General features: G+C 38.0%; 22 protein-coding genes. All 22 read left to right on the top strand.

Annotated features, from left to right (window positions below):
- The 22 genes from HGG78_RS16905 (at position 1) to HGG78_RS16800 (ending at position 20,341) form a co-directional block, all read left to right on the top strand.
- Positions 1–1,776, top strand: a complete 1,776-nt coding sequence (locus HGG78_RS16905) for a hypothetical protein (protein ID WP_172533591.1) — start codon at positions 1–3, stop codon at positions 1,774–1,776.
- 129 nt (positions 1,777–1,905) lie between these two features.
- Positions 1,906–2,502 (top strand): hypothetical protein, encoded by a 597-nt coding sequence (locus HGG78_RS16900; protein WP_172533590.1) that lies wholly within the window; start codon positions 1,906–1,908, stop codon positions 2,500–2,502.
- The gene (locus tag HGG78_RS16895) at positions 2,499–4,409 is read left to right on the top strand and encodes an FHIPEP family type III secretion protein (RefSeq protein WP_172533589.1); all 1,911 of its coding nucleotides are present in this window, start codon (positions 2,499–2,501) and stop codon (positions 4,407–4,409) included. The genes HGG78_RS16900 and HGG78_RS16895 overlap by 4 nt, the downstream gene beginning before the upstream one ends.
- The gene (locus HGG78_RS16890) at positions 4,396–5,436 is read left to right on the top strand and encodes an EscU/YscU/HrcU family type III secretion system export apparatus switch protein (protein ID WP_053309018.1); all 1,041 of its coding nucleotides are present in this window, start codon (positions 4,396–4,398) and stop codon (positions 5,434–5,436) included. Before HGG78_RS16895 ends, HGG78_RS16890 begins: the two co-directional genes overlap by 14 nt.
- Positions 5,420–6,184, top strand: a complete 765-nt coding sequence (locus tag HGG78_RS16885; RefSeq protein WP_053309019.1) for an OmpA family protein — start codon at positions 5,420–5,422, stop codon at positions 6,182–6,184. The genes HGG78_RS16890 and HGG78_RS16885 overlap by 17 nt, the downstream gene beginning before the upstream one ends.
- Before the next feature lie 31 nt (positions 6,185–6,215).
- A complete protein-coding gene (locus HGG78_RS16880) occupies positions 6,216–6,554 on the top strand; it encodes a hypothetical protein (RefSeq protein ID WP_338326151.1) in 339 nt (112 codons plus the stop codon).
- Positions 6,554–7,558, top strand: a complete 1,005-nt coding sequence (locus HGG78_RS16875; protein ID WP_172533588.1) for a hypothetical protein — start codon at positions 6,554–6,556, stop codon at positions 7,556–7,558. The genes HGG78_RS16880 and HGG78_RS16875 overlap by 1 nt, the downstream gene beginning before the upstream one ends.
- A gap of 12 nt (positions 7,559–7,570) precedes the next feature.
- Positions 7,571–8,206: a hypothetical protein gene (locus tag HGG78_RS16870; protein WP_254068244.1), complete on the top strand. Its 636-nt coding sequence runs from the start codon at positions 7,571–7,573 to the stop codon at positions 8,204–8,206.
- A gap of 5 nt (positions 8,207–8,211) precedes the next feature.
- A complete protein-coding gene (locus HGG78_RS16865) occupies positions 8,212–8,430 on the top strand; it encodes a FliM/FliN family flagellar motor C-terminal domain-containing protein (RefSeq protein WP_053309022.1) in 219 nt (72 codons plus the stop codon).
- A gap of 207 nt (positions 8,431–8,637) precedes the next feature.
- Positions 8,638–12,207 carry a hypothetical protein gene (locus HGG78_RS16860; RefSeq protein ID WP_172533587.1) on the top strand — a complete coding sequence of 1,190 codons (3,570 nt, stop codon included), beginning with the start codon at positions 8,638–8,640 and terminating at the stop codon, positions 12,205–12,207.
- 109 nt (positions 12,208–12,316) lie between these two features.
- Complete coding sequence (locus tag HGG78_RS16855) at positions 12,317–12,601, top strand: hypothetical protein (RefSeq protein WP_172533586.1); 285 nt, start codon at positions 12,317–12,319, stop codon at positions 12,599–12,601.
- Positions 12,602–12,652: 51 nt separating this feature from the next.
- Positions 12,653–13,345 carry an EscR/YscR/HrcR family type III secretion system export apparatus protein gene (locus HGG78_RS16850; RefSeq protein WP_053309025.1) on the top strand — a complete coding sequence of 231 codons (693 nt, stop codon included), beginning with the start codon at positions 12,653–12,655 and terminating at the stop codon, positions 13,343–13,345.
- The gene (locus HGG78_RS16845; protein WP_172533585.1) at positions 13,346–14,029 is read left to right on the top strand and encodes a type III secretion system apparatus protein VscT2; all 684 of its coding nucleotides are present in this window, start codon (positions 13,346–13,348) and stop codon (positions 14,027–14,029) included.
- Positions 14,022–14,273: a hypothetical protein gene (locus HGG78_RS16840; RefSeq protein ID WP_053309027.1), complete on the top strand. Its 252-nt coding sequence runs from the start codon at positions 14,022–14,024 to the stop codon at positions 14,271–14,273. The genes HGG78_RS16845 and HGG78_RS16840 overlap by 8 nt, the downstream gene beginning before the upstream one ends.
- Entirely contained in the window at positions 14,263–15,729 is a 1,467-nt protein-coding gene (locus tag HGG78_RS16835) for a secretin N-terminal domain-containing protein (RefSeq protein WP_172533584.1), read from the top strand. The genes HGG78_RS16840 and HGG78_RS16835 overlap by 11 nt, the downstream gene beginning before the upstream one ends.
- Positions 15,729–16,991: a type III secretion system ATPase VscN2 gene (gene vscN2 / locus HGG78_RS16830; protein ID WP_053309029.1), complete on the top strand. Its 1,263-nt coding sequence runs from the start codon at positions 15,729–15,731 to the stop codon at positions 16,989–16,991. Before HGG78_RS16835 ends, vscN2 begins: the two co-directional genes overlap by 1 nt.
- Positions 16,945–17,346, top strand: coding sequence for a hypothetical protein (locus tag HGG78_RS16825; RefSeq protein WP_053309030.1), 402 nt, complete (start codon positions 16,945–16,947; stop codon positions 17,344–17,346). The genes vscN2 and HGG78_RS16825 overlap by 47 nt, the downstream gene beginning before the upstream one ends.
- Positions 17,347–18,021, top strand: coding sequence for a hypothetical protein (locus HGG78_RS16820; protein ID WP_172533583.1), 675 nt, complete (start codon positions 17,347–17,349; stop codon positions 18,019–18,021). It begins immediately after the preceding gene.
- Positions 18,008–18,241 carry a flagellar biosynthetic protein FliQ gene (locus tag HGG78_RS16815; protein WP_053309032.1) on the top strand — a complete coding sequence of 78 codons (234 nt, stop codon included), beginning with the start codon at positions 18,008–18,010 and terminating at the stop codon, positions 18,239–18,241. Before HGG78_RS16820 ends, HGG78_RS16815 begins: the two co-directional genes overlap by 14 nt.
- 31 nt (positions 18,242–18,272) lie before the next feature.
- Positions 18,273–18,653 carry a hypothetical protein gene (locus tag HGG78_RS16810; RefSeq protein WP_053309033.1) on the top strand — a complete coding sequence of 127 codons (381 nt, stop codon included), beginning with the start codon at positions 18,273–18,275 and terminating at the stop codon, positions 18,651–18,653.
- Positions 18,654–19,062: 409 nt separating this feature from the next.
- Positions 19,063–19,347, top strand: coding sequence for a type VI secretion system PAAR protein (locus tag HGG78_RS16805; RefSeq protein ID WP_053309034.1), 285 nt, complete (start codon positions 19,063–19,065; stop codon positions 19,345–19,347).
- Positions 19,337–20,341 (top strand): SEL1-like repeat protein, encoded by a 1,005-nt coding sequence (locus HGG78_RS16800; RefSeq protein ID WP_216835647.1) that lies wholly within the window; start codon positions 19,337–19,339, stop codon positions 20,339–20,341. The genes HGG78_RS16805 and HGG78_RS16800 overlap by 11 nt, the downstream gene beginning before the upstream one ends.
- Positions 20,342–20,576 lie beyond the last annotated feature (235 nt).

Raw genomic sequence — 20,576 nt, 5'->3', positions numbered from 1 at the left:
ATGACAGTACAACCGGTAGTTTCTTCTTCTAGTACTACGCAACCAAGCAGTGGTGAACCAGCTTTACAAGCACATGACTCTATACTTGGTCCTACGCCCCCGCCAATGCCTCTAGTTTCTGCATCAGGATTACCAGATAGCACTTGTCCTGGTGAGAGTTTATTGGAAAGTAACAGCAGCGACAGCCAAGTAAGGAAGGACGTTCATAGTGCTAAAGAAAAACCAAATAGAACTGGCGGAACCCACAAAAACCATAGAAGGTCAAATAAAGTCTCCAATAAAACTAAAGCAAAAATTCAACTTGCATCGGTCATTGGTGCGACAACATTAGGGGCTATTTTGGCTCCATTTACTGGTGGTTTAAGTCTACTGCCGACAGCGTTTATTGTATTATTTGGTAACGCGTCTGCGTTGGCTGTGTACGGTGGTTCAGAAATTCCTATTGGAAATAATGGACCGAAAAAAGAAGAGCCAAAAAATGAAGACGAATCAACTTCGGCTCCAGCTCCAGCTCCGGTCGGATCGGATGTACCAGCTCCAGCTCCTATTCCAGCGAACGAAGAAAACGAAGAAGCTGCTGCATCAAGTACTCATGAACCTCTGCGTCACCGCAAATATACAGGTAACTCTTCTCGCGTTATAGATAATTCCGTAAACAATTCCGGAAACAGTTCCAGTACCTCTATAGTTATTAATTATAGCAGCGATGCACATAGAGAAGGCACTACAGTATCGGAAAGTACTCAAACAGACTTTCCTTCTCTTGATAAAATCATTCAAACATCAGGTGCGGCAGGCGTTAAAGTAGAAACAAAAGAGCTGACTGAAGAAGAATTAAGAGAGGTATTAGAAAAAAAGGGTAGCGACAAAGATACGGTGAATAAACTGGTTGCTAATCATAGAGCCAACGGAAGTTCAGTCATTAAAGTTCAGGTGAATGACCCCACCAGTGATATTAGTACCGCAATAATTAGTGTTCCCAATGAATATCTGCCTCACGATGCTCCTAGTGCTGCATCTCAAACGCGAATCCCTCAAGCAGCTCAGCCTGATGCTTCTGGAGGTTGGATTCGAGATAAAAATGGCTGGAGAGAACTGAAAGAAACTCCGCGAGTTTTCGCAACTCAAGGTTCCACAAGTGCTCGTGATGCAATGTGGCGTCGTTCATCAGTGGAAGATAGTGAGTTATCGACGAGAGATTCTCGTTTGAGTCCACAAAACTCAGTGAGTGCAGCTGGTATATCTGAGCCAGTAACCTCGTCTACACATTCACTTTTGAGTAATCAAAGTGCCCAATCTCAAGTAGCACTGCCTGGTGCCTCTAGCGGTTGGATTCGAGATAAAAATGGCTGGAGAGAACTGAAAGAAACTCCTCGAGTTTTCGCAACTCAAGGTTCCACAAGTGCTCGTGATGCAATGTGGCGTCGTTCACTGGAAGAGAATGGGTCATCCCCAAGTACAGATAATCCTCCTCAAATACCAGAAAAGTATGAGGTGAGTAGGACACCACCATGGGTAGCCTCTAAAGACCAGAAGGTCAGACATTGGACGGTGAATACCCCAAATACGGTGTTAACCACTGAGGGTGTAACGAATCATACACAAGGTATTTTTCATAATGTCAAAGGCATAAAAGAGCTTATAGAAGAAAAGAGGATATCTCTGTCAAAAAAGGGCATCAAGCCTAAGCTGAATATCATTCATAGGGGAAATGGTGCCATTGCTGCTAGTAATGCTCATCCCGGATCATTTGTCATCTTGCCACCAGAAGCCTAAGGCTTTAGTAACAAGGAAAATCAAATAAAGACTAAATCATATTTTATCATATTTAGTCTTTATTTCTCTTTTGAGTTAATAGTGTTACCTCTATTACATTATTGTTTGGGTTTATAATAGAGGTGTCCCTTGTATATTGAATTAGATGCATCACAGCGAGATATACCACAAGTCGCTTTTAAGAAAACTCGTTACTCTAACCTCATCAAAAAATCTGAGTTGGCTCTCTATTCTGAATCACGGATTTTGCTCCATGCATTAGAAGAAAGAGTGAATGAGTACCAAGGTATTTTAGAGCAACAAGTTATTAGAATGTTAGAAGATAAAGCTCAAGGGCTTAACGAATATCTGACGAATGTATACCAGGAAGTAACTCAAGATTGGCAGTCTCAACAAAATGAATGGTTCAAGTGTGCTGAACATGAACTTGCTCGTCAGCTGGAACAGCAACAAGAGATGCTTGAAGAGATAAAGCAGGATCTCAAACGGTCAATTGCTATGGTGGTCGAGAGATGTTTTTCTTCACTGAAGCGGAGTGAAACATTAGTCGCTCACCTAACTGAAGTCTTACACAATGAAATGGATGATCAGCTTCAAGCATTAAATGTGACTAAAAATTACCACGAAAACGGTGTTTCATTAACGATAGAAAGTGAAGAAAGCATAATTAGTATTGATACCCAGAACATTGTGAACGAGTTACGAATGAGTTTGGGGCAATTATGATCGTTCGGTTACGTAATGCTAATTTATTATTCAACCCGAGCAGTGTGATTATCGCATTTCTACTGCCGACTATCATTCTTGTTAGTCTGCCTGGTGGGGTGATTGATAGCTTTATCTTAATCAGCTTTATCAGTTCAGCTTTGCTGTTAGTGATTATGTTAGAGAACGATCAACCGCTTAAAGTCACGTTTCTGCCGACGATGGTATTGTTACTGACAACGTTTCGTTTACTGCTTTCCATTGCAACAACAAGAAATATTATCGCCAACGAAGATGTTGGACAGGTAATAGAAACTGTTGGTGAATTCGTCATGGGCGGAAACCTTATTTCCGGTTTGCTGATATTTGTCATTATTACTATTGTTCAATTTTTAGTGGTAACAAAAGGGGGAGAGCGGGTTGCTGAAGTTGGTGCTCGCTTTTCTTTAGATGCTCTACCCGGCCGCCAAATGACCATTGATGGTGACTTAAAAGCTGGACTTATTACGGGAGAGCAAGCGCAAAAATTGCGTGCCGATTTGAGTACGGAAAACAAGCTATTCGGTTCGTTAGATGGGGCAATGAAGTTTGTAAAGGGAGATGCGATAGCGGGTATTCTTATCAGTTTGGTTAACTTATTTGGTGGTATCTACGTTGGTATCAATCAATTCGAACTTTCGCTTAGTGACAGTGTTAGTCGTTTTTCTGTACTGACCATCGGTGATGGTTTGGTGTCGCAAATTCCGAGCTTATTGCTATCAATGGCTTGTGGGGTTTATTTGACACGCATTAAAGGTTCTGAAGATCATTCGAGTTCATTTGTTAACCAGCTAATGTCGCAGATAGGCATATTCTGGAAAAGCTTATTGGTTATCAGTGTGTTGATTTTAATCATTGGCCTTCTAAATTCATCACTGCTATACGTGTGTCTTCCACTATCGGTATTGTGTGCAATTCTTGCAATGGTGTTGTGGCAATCGGGTCGTAGTCCGGTGGCGGTAACACAGTTTGAGCCTATCGGCGACGGTTTATACAGTTCACTTAAATTCGTTTTACGTGAAAGTCAGTACCGACATGTTATTCATAATCGATTAACAGCAATACAAGAAAGATTGTGGGGGCAGTCTCTTGGTAAACCAGCCATGGTGATTGACCCTAATTTGCATGTTGATTTATCTGTTTATGTTGCTGGTATTGAAATGTTTACCTTCTCGCAGCAAGAAGCTGATTCAATGATAGAAATCATGGGTGATGAGATATTTGTCCGCCATGAAGACGTAGCGATGAATGTGAGCCAGATTGCTTCCTATTTTTTGCATAATCGTTTGGTAGAAAAATTTAACTTACAGTACACCAACAACATCATTGAAGGACTCGCTCAGCAAAGCGAGATCATGAAAACTGAAATCGATGCCGCAATAGGCTTAAATCGCGTGCATGATGTATTGAAGCAAATGATCCGCTCACCGGAATTTAGTCTTGATCGTATAAGTTTTTTTGAGTCCCTTATTTACTGGTCTCGAATTGGTAGTGAACCAAAAGATTGGTTGACCAGGATCCGCAACCAAGCGCGCTATGAAATAACCGCACGGATGCTCAATGAAGATGGAAAGATTCATGTTGCTTTACTAAGCCCAGAAATTACTGAAGAGATTATTGGGTTTATTGCTGGAGAGGTGGAAGATATTGACCGACTCGTTGAAATTCAACAGGCACTACGTAAAGAATTAATCCAGCTAACTAAAAGTCATGGTTGTAAGCCAGTTTTGGTGGTTGATGACAGCGAAATTAACAGCATCAAGTCATTTTTTTTGAAGGTTGTATCCACTTTGTTCGTTTGTTGTCATAGTGATATTGTCGATCAAAGCTGTGTTGCAAGTACTCAGGTTTTGCAAATTACTCCGAGCAGTAGTGATGCAAACTACTGAGACAAAAAAGTACCCGCCAACCCCCAAAAAGCTAAAAGACTTACAGCGTAGAGGGCAGTTTCCTAAAACAGAGTTAGTGGAGCCGACACTTGAGTTGATCGTTTTTACGGTGATTTTCACCGTGATCTTACATTACTTGTTTGAACAAGTTAATGAATGGTTAGCGAGCATGATTCACGCAGATATAGAGGTTGGTGCAGGGGTGATGATTTCTGTTGTGTCAGTCACCATTGTATTATTGGTTTTACTTAAGTTAGCCGTCGTTATTCTTAATTGGGTAATGGTAAACAAATCAGTGATTAACACGGAAAATTTAGGCTTTAAAATTGAAAAAATTAACCCGGTAAATGGTTTTAAAAATATTTTTGGTATAGAGGCTATATCTCGATCAATACGAAAGATATTAGAGCTACTATTTTTATTGTTTTTGTTAAAATACGTTTTTGATGTCATTGGTGAGAGAGTTTATAAACTTAATGAAATAAATAATTCAAGTTATTTTTTATACAGTTTTATGTTTTATTTTTCCTCTGTGTCATTGCTTTTTATTGTTTATGGTATTTGTACAGGGTGTTTGGATTATTTGGTCGAACGTTATCACTTTATGCAAAAAAATCGCATGACCTTTACGGAGATGAGAAACGAACTAAAAGAAACGGAAGGTTCGCCAGAAATTAAAGATAAACGTAAACAAAAAATGCGTGAAGTTATGGAATCTCCAGTCACTAAGGGGCGAGTACCGACATTTGCTTTAGCCAATCCTACACATATTTTGGTGCCAATTTGCTATGACCCAAAAATTGAACGCATACCTGTAGTATTGAAAATCTATGTAGATTCTCTTGCTCAAGAGGAACGTAAGCGACTAATGGCGATGAATGTCCCCATTATAGAAAACAAACCGTTAGCACGAGCTTTTCTTCGTACTATGTCGACAGGTGAAAATTTTATTCCCAAGGCATTTTATAGAGATATTGCTTTAATTCTTTCTGCTTTAAATAGATATAAAAATGCAAAAAAAAATTAAACCATTATTTGCGTTAGTTGTAGTTATTCTGACGGCGTGCAGCCAGCCTATACGTGATAAAAATTTAGTGTTAGATCTAGAGTGGAAACAGGATATTTATAATTTATTAGTCACTCAAGTTGCTGACGTGGATAACTTTAAATTTATGGTAAGGCAAGAGCCCGATTACGTTAATGGTTCTCCCCACCAAACCGCTTGTATCGAATTGGCAGAGCCTCTATTACCCCATAAGTTTTTTATTGCGAATCTTAGTACTTATGGAATGTCTGAAGTTCATACCTGCGACGGGAATTATTGGTATTTTGACAATTTAGTTTCTGCAAATAAGAGCCGATCTTTTGATCTCAGCAGTTGGCAGTCTTTAGTGGGAGTGGATACGTCGTACAGTAATAAAAAAGGTGACGAACGTTTACAGTTGGGATTGACCAGTTTATTTCCTTTAAATGAATTTAAATTGACTTCTCAAGGTCGTGAGACATTGCATGAGCTCATTTATTCACTACGAAAAGAGCCTGTGAGCTCATTAGTTATTTACGGTGTTGCCGATTCATCAGGAATTTACCAAGAGAATTACATCCTCGCGGAGAAAAGAGCTATATCAGTTCGTGACTTCTTAGTGGAAGAGGGATTAAGAGGGATCCCAATAGCGATTCGTGGCACCGTTGAAAATGGTTTATCTACACCTGAAGAGCGTGAAAATCAACGACGTTTTATGATTGAAGTGAGGTTTAATAAAAGTGATAAATAATAAGTTTACCTTGTTGATATCGGAATTTTCGGTGCTGAGTAGCAATATACCGATTACGTTAGGTGCTACACAAGCGTTAGTTTGCCATTATTCTGGTCTTGATTGTTATCTTGAAGATGGAGCTCGAATTGGTGTTCCAGAACAACTATTGATCGTTATTCCTTTAAACAAAAAAATATCAGTACAGAAACAGGCTGCTTATAACAGTGATTTTTCTTTAACGCGTGATGGTTATATAACTGAGATTGGTAATAGAGGCTGCTGTTATATTCGACACCGACTCATACCCGATCATCCACAACAGTTAGCTCGCTATTTATCTGATACGGTTAATATCGTGAACCATTTTATGAAAGAGAAATTATTGTAATGTGGTTGATTGAATTTACAGAGGGTCACTTAAATGGTGTGACCATTCCTATTAAGTCAACATTGGTACTAACAGGACTTAAAGAGACCGCACAAGGTAATGAAATACCTTTACCTGAATATTTACCCTCCACTGCCCGTTGGGAAATAGCCGTGGATGAAGGTAAAGCGTTGCTGCTTGGGGCCAATAAATCTAAAAAAGGTATTAAACTAACACCGAATCTGGTGTATCGCTTTAAAGGCCTCAATTTCTTTGTTTACGAAGAAGGTAAGAGAAATCCGAAATTAAAGTGGTTCGGTCTCAGACAATATCGGCCATTATTTGCATTTATGCTAATAATAAACCTTGCTGTGGTGGCGATCAGTCTTCATTTTTATGGTCGTCTCGTTGAGTCGAAATTGGGCAATGTCATCGAGCTGATAGATAGTGGTTATATATATGAAGGTAAACTTTATATCGCAAATGAGCAGACTTTTAAGGCACTGCCGAAGTCATGGCAAGTGATCAGTTTTTTTCAAGATAAAGGAAGTTACGTACCTGTATCACAGTTTAACATTGAGGTCATATCTGCACTTTCTGGTAAGCCTATCAAGGTTGAAATTCGCTCTGCCCAAGGTCGGGATCAAATATTAATTGATACTAACGAACAAGAGCTGAAAATAATGAAACTGCTTGGAGAGCAGGGGATTCAATTTTTAAAGGCAGACAATACCTGGCTGGTTTCTGATTTGCCAAAAGCAACCAAACTGTTAGAAATAAATCACCTTAATGCTGTACTGAATCCATTGAAATTAACGGCGGATAAGGTAGAAGTTATTCCACCTGATAAGTTTAATTTTTCTGTTTTTTACTCAACAAAATCAGAATCTTATATATACGATCAACAAAAAAAATACTGGCAAGGAAGTTCTGTACCCAACTTTGGAATCATAGATAAAATTACTCGTGATAAAGTTGTGTTTCGTGATGGCCAACATACGAGAGAGTATTTAATTCAACCTTAATAGGAGTCGCTAATGACAGATGTAATGCGAATACAAGGGGATAATGGTAGCAATACTTTCCCTTGTTCAAATGAAGACAAAATTCAGAAAGCTGAAGCAATTATTGTCCGTAACCATTTACCAGTTGGCAGGGCACTCTTACAAAGGGTAAGAGATCCATTATCTTTAGTAGAGCAACTACTGGTTGATCATATTGAAAAACAAAAACTGAAAGCTGAAGAAACCGCTGAATTAGTTCAAAAAAAATCAAAAGCCATCGCTGAAATTAATCGATTATGGGGGCTAGTCATGAAAGATAATATTCCCCATACAGACCCTAATGATAATGATAAGGATACGCCTCTAGGTGATAGCAATGATGCACGGAACTATTTGGTAGAGATTGATCGCATTATAAGAGAAGATTTAGATGAAAGTAGTGGTGTCATGAAAATTACGGGTCAAAATTTGGCTGACTCTTTAACACTTGAGGTTACGTATACAGACTTACAAACAATGAATGCAACTATGACAGCTTATTGCGATACAATTCAAGTGGACCTAGATTCGCTGAATCAAGAATTTAAAAACAATATGACTCAAATCACTTCGGCTCAAGAAGAAGTTCGGAATGTTCGTACTGCCGTTGTTAGTATGGCGCAAGGATAAACTGGATGAAGATCTTAGTTGATGTTGTTATTGCCCACTGTAACATGACGCTGGATGAATTGAATCATTTACAAAACGGTCAAGCTAAAATGTTAAGCGATTTTGTACAGTCAGAAGTCATGCTGAAAAGTGGTAATGAATTGATTGCAACAGGGACGCTTATAAAAGTAGACGATCAATATGCAGTATCTATTGATCATGTTAACCAAATTATAAATGAATAGCTTCTTACTATAAAAATCAATGGGCAACCTAAGTGTTGCTCATTTTTTTGTTAATGATTTATGTTATTTTTAACAAATATTCTTTTTTTGACTGATTATCCTTGTCTGCATATCCGATCTTTTCAATATTAATCCAATTAATTAATGTTAGATTTAACAGGAGGTAGGGTTATAATAAACCTATATAATGAATCATAGGTAGGGTTTATGACTGATCCTAATTATTCTTTTCTTCGTTCTTGTTTTGGGAGGATCTTGGATTCTAATCCATCAAATAATGGATATAAAAGAGCCTTGAATCTCAAAAATATTAACGTTAATTGCCTTGCCTTTGATCCAATTAAAACTCAGTCGATTGATGTAAAAAGTTTTGTTGACTTAGCTTGTGTAAACCAGGCTCATGGCTTGAAGATGATGATGTCAATTCAAGATGGTAAGTTGACATTAATCACAGGTAAAAATAAAGGTTTGCTTCGTGAGATAAAGCATCAAATTCGTGGTCGTGATGCGCTATCTCACCGATATAAAGCAACTTTGGATTGGCCGGATAATAATATCTCCTTTAGAAAACTCTGGGTTAATCGCCAACAAAGATTATGTGCCGAGGTTATTTGTCAAGGCCAAAGTCATAATGTTTTATTGCAACTGAATCCTAATCAATACAACCAAGATCTAATGGTCGATAATAGTCAGTGCAGTTTTCCCCTTTCGATCAGTATAAATTCTTTGCAACAAGACAATAGTGAATATAATCTAAGCTCAGAATCATTTAAAATACAATTGAAATCAGGGGAAAAGGCAGACGTTACTTTTGATAAGAATGATTGTAATTCAGTGCAACTGAAAGTAGGTAAAAGTATAAAATCTTTTACGTTACCTATGAGCTATGATGAAAAAATAATAGACGTAAAACCTTGTGGGAATTGGTTGCAGGTTGCTATATCTAAAGATAATGAAAGAAGAATTTTATACATCAACATTCCTTCATTCGCATGGAATGTTAAATATCCTCCTATTATTTCTTCATCGCCACCGCTCGCTTTCATTCACAGTGCAAGCAATAATAGTGAACATTTTATTAATGCCAATCCATTTGTTGGTCGTAAACGTCGACATATCGGTAATAATTGTTTGCCATTGAGTCACTTGATTGACCGCATTAAGCATCGAATCGTTAGTGGTCAGAGGAAATTGAAAGTTGGGCGTAAGTCGGCGGCTATTATTTCGTTTGCGAAAGTTTTAGATCCCGGAGTACAAAGTTTAGTCGTATGGATTAAGGGTAGGATGCGTGCATCGATAATTAATGAAGAGCTACATTGCAAGGTAAACGAACTTGATAAAGAAATTTTTTATATCAAAAGCTTATCTGGTTATTGGAGCAATGCCTCCATGCTTCTACAGGTAGTAAATGCAGCCACTATGAGAAAGTCTCATATCTCATCAAGTCAGACTAGCGTGACCCTCGAGAATGAGCTTGGCAAGCAAATAACGCTAGCCACCGAGAAACTAAAACTGATTAAGCCACTTTTTTCTGAAGACGTAAACGCTAAACCGAACAAATTGGGCAGTTGGTTTAAGAGTCAGTCAAATAGAATAGAAAGCATCACGGTTTTAGAAAACAAACCAGATGATGATGTCAATAAAAAGCTGAATGAAATTAAGGATATCTTAGATTCATTAAGCAAAGCGAAATACTCTCCGATTAAATCTAAAGAACTCGATTTGTTGTGCGCTTTTGTCGAGCGAACCATATTAAATGTGCATTTACTGCGTTCTTTGAAATCCAATCCTGGATATGAGCTTGCTCTGAAAACAAAATTATTTCACGAAGTCAACGATGAATTAACAACAGCCGTTGAGCGACAACATTTTGGTTCAACAGCTTGGAAAACTGCTGAGAAAACGAGCCGTCAAATCGGTTACTCGTTAAATAAAAAGCATAATTCTTTAGGTAAACTCTGGTCACGGATGGACAATTCCCATGAGCCAGATGAAAGTCTTGCTGATCAAATAGCAGCGCAAATAAGTGCTATGCCAAAAGGAGATACTTTAACCCTTACGACTAAGGAAGGGTGTGAAGGTTTCGCCGGCGTTGCTAAATTTGGTTTGCCTTTTGTAGGAGGTTGGTTTGCTGCTGTATTGGCAGCCTATGAGAAGGAATACAGCGTTTGTTTGGAATCTTTAGGAAATGGAGAGGTAAAGCTGAAGTTTTTGCGGAAAAAGAATAAAAGTGTTGCTGGTTTATTCGGAACTGGTCAAGGGTTGGAAGACCTGACTCAATTGGTAAAATACGATAAAGGGTCGGTGGTTACTTTTATGCCTTTTGAAGCCAACCTCATTTTAAAAATAATGCAGGAAAGTAAGCGTGATTTTGCATTTAATATAAGGAATGAAGATCTTAGTGAAACTCTGGCCTACTTACTGAAAATTAAGTCTGCAGGTAGTGAAGAACCTACAGTAGAAAAATGGACTGATATGCAGTATGAGTCTAAGAAGGAGAATGCCGTTCAATTGGTACTTGAGTTGAAAAGTGAATGCCGAGTACAGAATGGGAGTAGTGTTAGTTCTAACCTTTTTATGGTGGCACCAAGATATTTTGCTAGCATGACGGCTTCTGGATCGTTAGAAATAAAGCGAAGTGTTGATACTAAAATTGGCACGACAACTTCAGTTGAAGCGACTACTGAATTGACGACAAAGACTGGTTTATCTCACGATTCCGGTTCTATTGTAATGCCGATTATGACTGGTAATAACTTTGGTAGTCCGGTGCCATTGCCAGCGGCTTCACAAACATTCACAAATGGTAGAGCGGTTGAGAGCGAGCGGGCATCGACTAAAATTCTATCTAGGCAAGTTTTTTCGTCAGATCTTGCACCAGAAAGCACAGATAACACTCAATGGTCAAACACTTCATCTTCTGAATGGGAATCAAAGCAACGAGAAAAAGAGTTAAAAGAATTAAAAGTGTGGTTATCGGAACAAAGAAAGGTTTCTCACATTGTTAAGAATCGGTTGAATAGTCAAATTGAAATTCTTACTCAAGCTTTAAATAAAGGTTTTCATCAGGTAGAGAAAAGCATTGCCGCAGAAGATATTGGACAGGTGAAAGTCGACTACCAAGCAAGTCTAACGTGGAAATCTCGTTTTGGCGATAAGTTGAGAAAACTGGTACGAATTACTCCCAAACATTCCACATCCTTAGAGCAGCTATTAGTTAATTATCCATCAAGTCTGCGTCAATTAGCAGCTATCCGTGGTTCAAGTCAAAGTCAGAGTCAATTGGAAAATATGGGTAAAGCATCTTTAGTGACAGCTCATTTAGACTATCAAATTTCTCTCAATACGTTATTGAAGTTAACGCAAGATTTTGATGTTCAGGTTAGGGAGGCTGTGGAACATGGCAGTCAAAAAATAATTGAAATCGCACAGCGTTATGTGGATATTTTATCACGTGACAATGACTGTGATCGCAGCATTTATCGTCTTAAGTCTATTCGCTTTAAACGTACGTCTTATTTGAGACAACAACCTTCCAGTATTCTTCCATTAATTACAATAACAAACCATAGCAAGATTGAATTATCAGAAAATTTAGGAGAAATGGAATTTTTTTATGCCGATAAGCAGGATATCGTTTCAGACTCAACTCAAGACAAAAATATTTCAAATAAGAGAAAACCAATGTCTATTTTAAATAAGATTGATTCATCATTGCTCAGTATTCCTAGCAAGGCTTACAACAGACGTTATCCGAAACTTGCCAATAATACTTAATTCATCAATTTTCCGGTTTATTCACTGGAAGTTGAGTGTGATGTGGATAATTATCAATATTCATCCCTCTCTATGGGTAGTTTTTTATATCGCACAACGGGAATATCCTATGGCCAGTAATCATTCATTATCAACGGGTTATATATCAGAAGTATTTTCTTCTTTAATTGACAATGCAGATGATGCAGTCGCTGAATTTATTAAGGCACACACGGGAATAGTGGGCGAAGATGGGGAGTTTCAAGAAACTGAAGATGGAACCTTGATACTCAGCAGTTCGGATATGCTCGGTTTGCAGCAGTTAATGGCAGAGCAGAGTATTTCAGCTCAAACAGCAACCTCTACATTGAAGTCGGTGAAAGACTCGATTTCAACATCTGCTCGCAATATTTAACTTGCTAGAGTTATCTAGACTTATGGCGTTTTATTCTATAACTGTATCACTATGATTGAGTTACTAAATCCTGATAACGCGTATTCAGGGGCAAACCTTGTTTTACTCTTGGTCCTTGTCTTACTTTCTACGGTGTTTTTCATCTGTTTTTCAGGGTTTGTTAAATATAGCATCGTACTTAACATCATAAAAAATGCAGTAGGTACTCAACAAATCCCACCTTCTATGGTCGTGAATTTATTGGCTGTATTGATGGCGCTGAACAGTATTTGGCCAGATATCAAACCCGGTCTGATGAGGGTGAAGCCATATTTTGTATCTCAAGTTCAGCAAGATGTAGAACTTGAGATGAGTATGGAGTTGGATCTAACTGAGGAAAAACGTAGCAATATAACAATGTATCATTTGGTGAGTAATTTATTTGATTACTTCCCTGAGTTACTGAGCAGAGCTGAACGAAAAACAAACCAGTTAAATGAAATCGTAGTATTACCGTTGAATTTTGGACCAGAGGAGGAAGCGTTCAAGTTTTTTATTGGTAATTTGATTCTAGACCTTTATCAGGGGTTCGAATTAGGACTTAAGCTTTATATGGTTTTTGTCAGTATTGATTTTTTGATCGCTGTTATTTTAAGTGGTGTTGGTATGACGATGTTATCACCCACCGTAATATCCACACCAATAAAACTCGCAGTATTTTATTTTTCTGATAGTTGGACCATTTTATTTAAGGCGATGGGTTAAATGGATCAGCTGCTTTTTCCAAGCTGGATGTTATTTGCTGGCTTTTACCTATTTCTTAAAATTTATAGTCCCACTAGGCTCTATTTGGATAACATAGCATGTTTAGCAATAGCTGCTATGTTTGCCATTTTTTTAGAGCACACTTACCTCAAACAAGTACCGAATTTTACGTGGGTAGTAAGTGTGGTTATATTTGCTTTTTTTTCATCAATTCCTTATTGGGTAAGCGGCACTGTTGGCAGTGTTATTCAACAGATGTTATTGCTTAATGAACAATCGGTACAAGACCGCCGCTTTACTGATGAGTCTGAAGCGTTAGCAAAAATGAGTAGTTTGCTTTTTCTGATGTGTGCATTGGAATCAGGGGCTGTATTTTATCCAATTCTCGATTTAATCAATAAGAGTTTTGAATCACAGCTTGAAATTGGCTTCGAAGACTTGTTTTTTCTGATTGTTGATAGCCTCAAAATGATGGTTATTGTCTCAGGTAAGTACATGATTTTGATGCTAACGATAACAGTATGCTGTGGCTATATTGATCTGTTTTTTAAAAAAGCATCGTTGTCGCTATTTGTGACACCGAATCTTAAAGCGATCGTGGTTGTGTTGTTATTGAATTTATGGTTTTTCCACGATCAATTTTATGTCTTTAAACAAATGATGGAGAAAATGGGTTATGAGTAATGTTGATGTTATTAGTCTGAATAATTTACCAACTTTAGCAAACGATCTATCTGAATATGAAAGGATAGCGGCTGATGTAAAATCACTCAAAGAGCAACCCACATTGCCTATTTTTGGTGGTGGCAATGCGCTCACTGAGCAAGAGCTAGTCGATATGATTTTGATGAATCATGTGTCTAGTCAGTCCATAAGTCAGATGGAAGAAAATCAAAAACGTTTGGAAGAGATCATTGATGAAGCGTAGATTTTTGATTGTTTTCTTGTGTTTCATTTCTATTGGAGTGCAAGCAAAGGTTTTCCTTGCTCAAGAAAATATCGACCTTAAAGGTGCATTAAGTGCAATTGCTAAGGATATGCAACTTAAGCTAGTTGCAAACCTTGATGACAAAACTGAGCGTCAATTGATCACGCAATCTTTATCAGGCGAAGGTGTTGCGTTGCTAGGAGAGCTTTCAGAAATTTATGATTTCGATTGGTATGTTTATGGCGGTACGTTGAGCGTTCAGTCAGGGCAAGACTACCTTAATTACGTATTTAAGCCGAAAAATATACGTTCTAAAGCGTTATTGAGTGAGTTAAAAAAGACATTTCAAACGAATCGTTCCACCAAACTGAGGCTAGCCGAAAGAGGTAATTCAATCTTATTGTCGGGGACTCGTAAGTTTGTTAACGATGCGGTTACTTATGCCACTATGGTAGATAAAAATCAGTTTTTAGATAATGGCAACGATATTGAATTAGCTCGTATCGAATTTCATTATCTTTCAGTGCTGGATCGAAGTATCAAGACTTATGATGGTATGGTTAATTTTCCTGGTGCTCTGTCTGTTATCGCCGCTGCCATTACCAATATTGGTCAATTTCAGAACGTGAGCGATGGAGAAATGCTTAATCGTGCTTATAAAGTCAAGCTGAGCGAAGGCGATAAGCAACAACTCGAAGAAAATGAAAAAACATCAAAAGTTCAAGCATTACCAGGTTCAAATGCTCTATTAGTCCGGGGTACGCCTGAAGAAATCAAACTAGCTAAACGTATTGCTGCATTAATAGATGTCAAACGCCAGCAATTACTTTTTTCTCTTAAAGTGTATGACATTGCCGCTGATCGTACTGAAAACTTGGGTATTGATAGTTCTTGGGTTAGTGGGACTAAGGGGATTTATGACATATTGCTACCACCCTTTACAAGCACAACAGATTTTCTGAAAAATTTTCAAGCATTATATTCAAATGGTATTGCAAGAGGGGTTTATGAAACCAATCTTCTTGTGCTTGAAAATCAACAGGGTCATTTTGGTAAAAGTCAGACAGTGACCATTAATTTGGTATCTGATAAGCAGGTAGAAACTCAAAAAATTGAAGCAGACAATAGCTTATATGTAACAGGGCGATTGCTATCTAACGGGGCTGTGCAAGCGAAAATAGAATACATTGAGGAAGCCCTTAATGATGACACTAATACTAGTGGTGTGTCTCAGCCTCCTCGCGTTGACTCACAAGAATTGAGCTCGGAAGTGTATATTCAGCCAGAACAAACCATCATTCTCGGCGGTTTTGAAAATACAGTGACGCAACAAACGGAAAATGGCGTTCCAGTGCTTGCGAACATCCCTTTGTTGGGCGAATTGTTCAAGTACACTAGTGATAGTAAACGAAAATACAAACGCTATGTGTCTATTGCGTTTCAGGTGATTGAGTAATGTTGGAGCATTTTTTTAAAGTACAAGAGTCTTATCAAGACACGATTGTATGTTATGTCAGTATGGACACTTTTGTTGGCCAAGAGTGTTTTATTCATACCGTAAGTAATCAACGTATTCGTGGCGAAGTCATGAAAGTAATGGGAAACAAAGTAGAGATAAAACTGCTGCAGCCCGGTGAAGTGCAAAGGGGTGGGAAAGTGGAAATTACCCCTCGCCGTTTTTCATTTCCCTTAAATGAAGATGCGTTAATTGGTAAGGTGATTAACTGTTATGGTGAGTCTCTTTATGGCGGTAATTACCTTCAACAGCCTGGTCATTTTTACGATCTTCCTATTGCGATAGAGCCGATACATCTCAACCTTCGAGCGCCGATCTCTGAGATTTTTCCAACGAAAATCAAAGTGATTGATGGTCTATTTACGATTGGAGAAGGTCAAAGGATAGGGTTGTTTGCACCAGCAGGTGCAGGTAAAACCACGACGGTTTCCATGATGGCGAATAACATGGATGCAGATATCATTGTTTTTGCAATGATAGGTGAACGAGCACGAGAAGTTGTCGAGTTTTTGGAAGGTGAAATTGGTCCTGAAGTGATTAAAAAATCGATTACTATTGTATCGACTTCAGAAGCTAATCCGCTCGAAAAAGTGCGCTCGGGCTTAGTTGCCGTTTCTATTGCGCGTCATTACATGGAGCAAGGTAAAAAGGTGGTCATTTATTTTGATTCTTTGACCCGTTTTGCTCGTGCACAAGCCATGCTTGATGGGACTCCGATCAAAGGGGGAATTCCAATCGGTGTCTCACTTGCACTTTCTCGTTTAGTTGAAAGTTGTGGTAATTCTGTCTACGGCTCTGTAACTGGGATATTTACTATATTAATAGAACAAGAAATTGATGACGATCCGATAGCACATGAAGTTAAGTCATTGATTGATGGTCATTTAGTTTACTCAACTACTATTGCGTCCACTGGACGCTATCCGGCTATTGATATTTTGAAAAGTAAAAGCCGTTTACAAAACAAAATTCAAGATCCTCATTATGTGATGTTGTCAGAGCATATCAAAGACATGGTTTATCGTTATTTGAACGTTGAGTTATTGATACGAGTTGGGGAATATGAGAAAGGGAATGATCTCGAAACGGATAAAGCGATTGAATTGTATCCGTACATTATGGATTTTCTCAAGCAAGATTTGTCAGGGGTAGAATATGAAGAAACCCTCCAAACAATGGAAAGACTTTGCTCAGCTTATTGATATTGTAAATATCCGAATTATGAAACAGCAAATGAAACTTGAAAAGTTACGCCGAGAGCTGCGGGATCTTGAACAGACAATCACTGAGCAATGGCAAGAGATCAACAATACTCAAGATCGTCTTCGTAGCTTAAATATAATCAATGAAAATAATTCGATTACTCGTATGTTCCAACGTCGAGAAAGCATTAAATCTAAAATTGAATCTATTTTCTTTGATGTTTCGGTCGCTAGCCAAAATGCTGAAGATCTGGCTTTACAAATTATGGTCACAGAAAAAGAAAAACAACAGCTTGAAAAGCGCAAAGATGCGTTGGTTGAGTTACAACTTCAACTGATGGGTGAGAAAAATTAGATGAAAATATTTGATAGCCCCAAAAGTGGATATCAGTCACTTGAAGAGGATAATTTTGAGAAAGAGTATCAATTTGTTCTCAGCCAAGAGGTAGATGATGCTCAATGTTTATCTACAGATGAGGAGGAACCTGTCACGAAAGATCGGCCTACCGTATTGGATCCTAAGACGCAGGACTCTTCAAAAGAAAGTGTTCAGTTAGGGACTGCACTAAATATGGCGTTTGGTTTGTTGCCATTGAGAGATTCAAAACCAAAGCATCGTGGTATTGAAAAGAAAATCTCTGTAGTGACATCGCCGAGATCTTCGCCCATTTCTTCCCAAACCGTAATAGGCAAGGAATTTAAATTTCCATCACCTAACTTATTGGAATCTAAAGGGCTATTTGTAAATAGTCAGGTTGAAGCAGCTGCCTTTATTGGAAACAACAAAATTGAAAACTCTGCCTTTATTGGCAAAATGCTACCTTCAATAAGTAATCATTATAATATTGCACCGGCACCTGTTGCCGTTAATAGCCTTGCTAATATTTCATTACAGCTAACGCCGTCGGTATTTTGGCATCAGCCAGCACTTAATAGCTATCGCGTTTTCTTTCGTCAGAAATACTACTTGTTTCGTTTTGAAGGTAATCAAGTGACCAACTATCTTGAGGAAGATTATGACAGTTATTGATGTTACCGCTGCATGTTTAGAGGTGGTAACCAACTCTATCATTATATTTTCACTCAGTTTTGTGGTTACTGGGGTTGTCATCGGCTTATTACAGACAGTTTTTAGTGTTCAGGATCCTGGCTTACCTATGGCTGCTAAATTGGTGGTGTTTATCATTTTGGTTACCCAGGTAGGTGGGAGTATCTATGAGCAGTTTCATCTGCTTTTTAGAGAGTTATAAAGAAAATAATACATTTTATTAGGAGAAAATAATGAAAAATTTACGTGAAATTGTCTTCAAATCTTTAGTGGAGCATTTGAATGTTGATGCTAGCATGTTCTCACGAATTGAAGGCAATGAACCCATCAGTATAGAGTTAAATAGTGGGGAAGAGATTTATATCGATCTAGGTGAAGACTGCCTACAAACGTTTATCGAAATCCCGATTAGGGATAACCGTATAGTAAAGATGAAAGCTAACCAGTTACTGGAAATTTTATTGGAAGACGAACAACTATTTTTAAATGTCAAAAAAGACAAAGTGTTGATTTTTACTGATGTACAAATCAGTGTAGTTAGTATTGAAAATGAGCTTACAAAGAAATTAAATCTATTCAATAGATTTTCTAATATTTTCAACACATCTCGCTAAATTTAACGGGTATAAATCAGACTTTATTGGTCTGCCTTGGTAAGGTTTTTAGTGCACACAGACTAAATTCTGTAGCGTATGTTTCTAAATCTACGATCAAATAAAAGTAAGTCTACATCTATCTAGTGAACTCAGTTTGTTATGAAATTGTCATTATATTTGATTTTGTGATGTCTGTTGGTTGTATTGATTCTGTCTCTGGTGGCTGTGTTTTTATATTTTTATCGATGTTCGTCTATGTAAAATTCTCAGGGCAATTTTTTACCCGACTGGGCAGGATTTTGCCTGGTCGGGTAGTGTATTGCCAAACTATTAGAATGAGGTGGCAATTAATCAATTAATAAATGGGGTATGTTTCTTGCTGATGTTGTTTAGATAATACTGAATTAACGTTAAGGAAATATACATTATGGGAAATGGTATCGTAGTTGGGAATATAGGAACAGAGCATGATGGGTTTCCACCAACCCCTATCACAGCTGGCTCTGGTACCGTAAAATTTGATGGTATTCCCGCAGCACGGCAAGGTGACCCACTAGAGCCTCATGATAAGCCCAAGAATCCATCGCACGGGCGTAGTATTGCAGCGGGTTCTGCTAGCGTCAAAATTGATGGTAAGCCTGCAGCAAGAGCTGGGGACCCAGTAGATTGTGGTGGTGTGTTAACAGGTGGAAGTAGTGTCAATGTGGGTTAAATCTAGTGTATATTTATCATTACTTTTATCGCTAATCACCCCGGATGTATCTGCCGGTCAAGACGTTTATGAAGTTAGCGCATTATCTCCAGAAAAGGCTTTTGAGACAGGCCGTTTACTTCGAGCGCAGTACAAGAATTTAGAATCTCGTCCATATCTAAAGCACTCCGCTGACAATGGTAACTCTGAGGCCTCCTTTCTTTATGCGATGGAGTTAGCCAATTACAACACCACTATTAGAACACCTCCTGAAGCTAGAGAATATTTACTTAAAGCGGCCAGACTTGGCAGTCGTAGAGCCATGTATCAACTCTATACGAATGCTCATTGGTTGAAACATAGAGACGTTATGTACTGGAAAAGCCAGTATTATGATAGTTTGATTCGTTTAGGGAACACTAACCCTTCTCAAGCTACTTATGAGCTGGCCCGTTATTTCAAAAATTCCAATCAAGAAATGTATATCTATTATTTAGATAAAGCAGTTGGCTTTAATCATCCTCAAGCATTGATGGATAAAGCTGCGCGGATTCAACAAGGGGAAGGGGTGTATTTCATGCCCGGCGAGCGAGAAACAGAAGCTAGAAAAATGTATCTCGAGGCTGCAAAAACACATTATATCCCAGCTATGCGTCATTATATTGATATTTTAGAAAATAAAGGTGATTTTCAAAATGTTTATAAATGGCGTTTGTCTGCTTTAGAAGAAGGAGATATTGTCTCTCTAGCAGCGGTAACTAAAATTCTCCTAGGTAAAGGTACGTCGTACCGTTTTGTCGCTCGTGACGATATAAAAGCTAAAGCTTATTTAGATTTATACCTTACTGCCGCAGGAAGTGAACGTATGGCATCTGTTTATTCAATGATGGAAATAGAAGAAGAAACACTTAGGAGCCAGATGAGTGCTGAGGATGAATATCAGGTAAAAAAACTGGTTGATAATTATAATAATATGTCGTTCTATAATCATGATATTTTCTGGGATTATTACTGATAAATTAAACATTATTTTGATGGGTGTTTTTTTGGAACCGGGGTCATGTTTTTATGAAAATTTATATTTATATCGTATTAATATGAATAGAATGTATCGGATAAACCAAGATAAATATAGATAAATTCTAGATGTTTGTTATCAATAAAATAAATTAAGTTTTGATTTTCATTAGGCTCACCTAATAAAAAGATTGCTGATGTAATTATAAATAATAGAAGAAACACTTATATGT

Origin of the sequence: Vibrio aestuarianus, from assembly GCF_012395185.1 — a bacterium.
Classification (GTDB): domain Bacteria; phylum Pseudomonadota; class Gammaproteobacteria; order Enterobacterales; family Vibrionaceae; genus Vibrio; species Vibrio aestuarianus.
This window is presented reverse-complemented; position numbering and strand designations above follow the sequence as displayed.